Below are 3825 nucleotides of genomic sequence, written 5' to 3'. Positions count from 1 at the left end.
AGCAACTTGCTCTGACAATTTTAAAAGTCTATTTTCCATCTCCATTTAAATCTCCTCCTCAAAAGGAGATTTAATTCTGGATTTATGCTTTGTAAAAATCACTTATTGGGAGGACACTGCTGGAATATTTCACTATATTGACACTCAAAAAAATAAAGAAGAAATAAATTGCACAAAATTTGTTGTACTTGGATCAACAAATTTAAATATGAGCATTAGCGTCTTATCAGATAATTTAGATTTATTTACTCCTATTAATTCAGAACCATGGAGTGCAAATATCTTTTTTATTAATGTTTTTAATTGGCTCTATATAACTAAAAATAATTTTTCTCATGCAGATATTGATGGCGACAACTTTGCAAGCTTGTTAGACTGCTATAGGTATGCTGGGGTTATATCAAACAAAAAATTTGAAGAAAATAAATCTAAAAATATTCTTGACCTTCTTTCAATTTATAATCAAATACCTGCATCAATCAATAATATTTTAGCTTCTTCTCTTTCAATAGAAGAAAAGAATTTTAAAATAAATATTCTATACTATAATTTAAATTCGTTAACTAATTTTATATCACTTCACCAAGAGCCCTGGATACTTAATGCAAATTTAGCTCGTGATTTGCATTTTAATTTTTAAGGTAAATATTTTTATAGTTTAATTAGCCCAATAGTGGATTTTTCTTTTTAGGCTTATTATCTTCATTCGGAATTTGTATAGATTTAGCTTGAATACTTTTCACAGTATTATTTTCTTTTCTTTCTAAAATACTTTCACCACCATCAATAAATTCTTTATCCCAAAATTGTTTGGTAAGTTCTACAAAAACATCCACACGATTTTTACGACGTAAATTATTATAAAAGTTTAAAGCCTTGCGGTGGTCTTCATTTTCACTTTCTAAAGTGAACCTCAAATCAATTTTCATATTAAACCCTACACCATTAAGAATTGGCCCTTTACATTCGCATATGCGTCAAGTCTAGCAGTTCTTCTTTCACAATCCCATGGTAAGATAAAACTTTCGCCACCACCTGTAAGAATAGTGTTTTGGGTAGCGCGCCAAGAGTCGCCTAATAAATTTTTAGCTTTTCGGCGAGTAATTCAGTAAACTCTTTTTTTTAAATTTTCGAAATGCTCTTTAAATTCTATTTTTTCACTTCCAATTTGCAACTCAAATTTTTGTTTATGAATTGCTTTTGAAATTTCGTGATAACCAATTTTTATTTTTACAGGTCTTTTTTCATTTATCTTATCACTTAATTTGCGAATAAAAACAGAAGTTGAAAGATCTTTAATTGAAGTACAACCTTTTTCTTTATAAATATATGCTTCGTCCACATCATCCCAAATTACACTTACAACGTCTGTCGTACAACTGCCAATATCCACAAGTGTTAGTGATTCAGGAAGATCGTTACCTCTTTCTTTTTTATATAATTCTAAAGCGCCCACACCTTGAGGAACGATTTCTACATTATCAAATGATATAAAACGTTCCTCATTTTTAGCATTGATCCACTCATATTTATTTTTTATCTTTAATGATTTTCGAAGTTCCGTTTTTGCAAATTCATCATAAGGAAGAGAAATAATTAATGTATCAAATTTCCCTATTAGATTTTTATTCTCAAAAGCATGCATCCATTGAATAAATTGTTTATTGCTACCATGGAATTCACCTAGTTCAGGATTTTCTTGATAATTTGTTTTTTGAAGTTCTGCAATTCTTCCTGCTACATACCATTTATTATCTACTTTAATTTTGCTTGTGAGCTGCGAATATTCAGGAACTTCTTCAATTAGTGAAGCTTCAGAAATTAAAATCTCTTTTCCATCCAAAATTGTATAAAGCTTCAAATAAGACGAACCTGAATCTATAGAAATAATATGACTCATAGAAACCTCCAAAGTTTAACGCACTAAACAACTTAAGACATTACGTCTTAACGTCTATTAAATTGTAGATTATGATCAAATTTTTGTCAAATAACGTCTTAACGTATTTTTGACTTATCGTCTTAACGTCTTTTATTTGTAAAGACTAAATTCCAAAAATTGAATATTTCTTTATTATTAGATGCTTAAATGAATCTAACATTTTCCACTAAAAAGAAACTATCGTCTTGTCAAACTAACGTCTTTTATACGTCAAGACGTTAGTTTGACAGCCCCAAAGAAATAGTTTACTTTAGTAAAGTAGTTTAGTATAATGAACTAAAGCCGATAAGGTAATCAAGGATGAGCAATTTTAGGGTTTTATTTTGGGCAAATAGCAATGGAGAAAAGCCAGTTGCAAAATGGATGAAAGCCCTTAAAAAAGAAGATCAAATTTATTTAGCAGATATTTTTCGCGATCTTGCAAATGATGGACCATTATCAAGACCAAAAGTTTTTAAGCATCTAGAAGGAGATCTTTGGGAAATAAAAGATAAAAGATCTCCTGGCCCTGGGTTTAGAATTTATTTTGGGTTTAATGGATCTGATATTATTTGTCTTGTAGTTCACGCAGGGTCTAAAAAAAGTCAAGATAGAGATATTGAACTTGCGAAAAAAAGATTAAAAAGTGAGGTTTAATATGACAACAAAAATGAATTTCAACAAAAAAGATTATGAGAAATTTCAATCACTCGATGAACTTGAAAAAGAAATTTTTTCTAAGGATGAAATTAAAGATATTCATACTCGTGCTTTAAAAAGATCTAAAACTAGAAATGAAATGACTGAAGCTCTCTCAAAAGCATTGATACAATATATGGCTCAAAATCATTTGGGTTTTAATGAATTTAAAAAACAACTCCATATGAGTTCAGCTACATTATCTAAAATTTTAAAAGGTCACTCAAATGTTACTTTAGATACTATCGCTGAAATAAGTGAAGTGACAGGGCTTAAAATTGATCTTCATATCGGTTCTAGATTTTAAATATAGTTTGAAATAATTTAAGACTAAAACATTTATTTATAAAAATTTAATTGCTAACTTCCATTTCTGAAATTTTATTTTCCTGCTTTAATTTCCATTGCAGAAATTGAGGATCATTATTTAAAGTACCGATTAATGCGTCTACAACTGAATCTTCTAAAATACTTTTAAGACCACTCGTTTCGTTTTTGAACTCTACATATAATTTCAACGTAGTTTCAGACTCCTTCATCAAAGTAAACTTTTTAGAAACTGGCTCATAGACCTTAATATCCAAAAATGGTTTTTCTTTTTTTGATACTGCACCAGCACGTTTCTCTTTAGACATAAGATTTCTCCTTTATAAAAAAAAATTACTTAATATAGACATTTTCATTTATATAATCACTGGACAATTTTTTTAAAAAAATCCCTTTAAACAAAACTTCTGTAGTACCGTATTTTGTAAGAGTATACTGAGGTTGAAATTTTTGTTCATATATTTTTTCATATTGACGCAGTAAAACATTGCGAATAGTTGATTTTGTTTTTTTATAGTGAGCAGCTAAATCACTCACAGAATATTCAGTATCATCATTTTTTATAAAATGATCAGTAACCATTGACACAAACCAATCAGGAGCAGGCCTTCCAAAAAATTTTTCAGATTTTACTTTACTGTTACTTTTAATCATTTTTATTTTCCGAATACAATTTGTTATCATCCCAAAGAACCGTTTGATTTATTGATATTCCAAGTGCGATCATACGGCGTTGATCATGAGTAATATAGTCATGACAAGGAACACATAGGGTTCTCATACCTTCTAAGCCGCAGCCACCACCACCTAAAATTACAGGAATAACATGATCAGCATCCCATAGCGAAGCACCTTTTTCTTTATTTAAAAAGAGTTTG

7 protein-coding genes and 1 pseudogene are annotated in these 3825 nt (G+C 29.4%); 3 read left to right on the top strand and 5 right to left on the bottom strand.

The genetic code is table 11. From position 1 onward, the window contains the following. Positions 1 to 208 precede the first annotated feature (208 nt). Positions 209 to 640: a hypothetical protein gene (locus ACIQ56_RS15490; protein ID WP_397601947.1), complete on the top strand. Its 432-nt coding sequence runs from the start codon at positions 209 to 211 to the stop codon at positions 638 to 640. 22 nt (positions 641 to 662) lie between these two features. Here the strand turns inward: ACIQ56_RS15490 and ACIQ56_RS15485 are convergent, their stop codons facing one another. Then, positions 663 to 929, bottom strand: a complete 267-nt coding sequence (locus ACIQ56_RS15485) for a hypothetical protein (RefSeq protein WP_397601946.1) — start codon at positions 927 to 929, stop codon at positions 663 to 665. Positions 930 to 1105: 176 nt separating this feature from the next. Continuing rightward, positions 1106 to 1900: a ParM/StbA family protein gene (locus ACIQ56_RS15480; protein WP_397601945.1), complete on the bottom strand. Its 795-nt coding sequence runs from the start codon at positions 1898 to 1900 to the stop codon at positions 1106 to 1108. Positions 1901 to 2242: 342 nt separating this feature from the next. On the opposite strand from ACIQ56_RS15480, the gene ACIQ56_RS15475 reads away from it, so the two are divergent. Both ACIQ56_RS15475 and ACIQ56_RS15470 read left to right on the top strand, forming a co-directional pair. Next, positions 2243 to 2578 carry a type II toxin-antitoxin system RelE/ParE family toxin gene (locus tag ACIQ56_RS15475; RefSeq protein ID WP_397601944.1) on the top strand — a complete coding sequence of 112 codons (336 nt, stop codon included), beginning with the start codon at positions 2243 to 2245 and terminating at the stop codon, positions 2576 to 2578. 1 nt (position 2579) lies between these two features. Continuing rightward, on the top strand, positions 2580 to 2927 hold the full coding sequence (locus tag ACIQ56_RS15470; RefSeq protein WP_397601943.1) for a helix-turn-helix domain-containing protein: 348 nt from the start codon (positions 2580 to 2582) through the stop codon (positions 2925 to 2927). A gap of 46 nt (positions 2928 to 2973) precedes the next feature. Here the strand turns inward: ACIQ56_RS15470 and ACIQ56_RS15465 are convergent, their stop codons facing one another. The 3 genes and pseudogenes from ACIQ56_RS15465 to ACIQ56_RS15455 form a co-directional block, all read right to left on the bottom strand. Further along, positions 2974 to 3255, bottom strand: coding sequence for a hypothetical protein (locus ACIQ56_RS15465; protein ID WP_397601942.1), 282 nt, complete (start codon positions 3253 to 3255; stop codon positions 2974 to 2976). 25 nt (positions 3256 to 3280) lie between these two features. Next, a complete protein-coding gene (locus ACIQ56_RS15460; RefSeq protein WP_397601941.1) occupies positions 3281 to 3601 on the bottom strand; it encodes a hypothetical protein in 321 nt (106 codons plus the stop codon). Next, positions 3594 to 3825, bottom strand: a pseudogene (locus ACIQ56_RS15455) (hypothetical protein); the annotation flags it as partial. The pseudogene ACIQ56_RS15455 and the gene ACIQ56_RS15460, both read right to left, overlap by 8 nt.

It is taken from the genome of Silvanigrella sp., assembly GCF_044369315.1.
GTDB lineage: Bacteria > Bdellovibrionota_B > Oligoflexia > Silvanigrellales > Silvanigrellaceae > Silvanigrella.
This window is presented reverse-complemented; position numbering and strand designations above follow the sequence as displayed.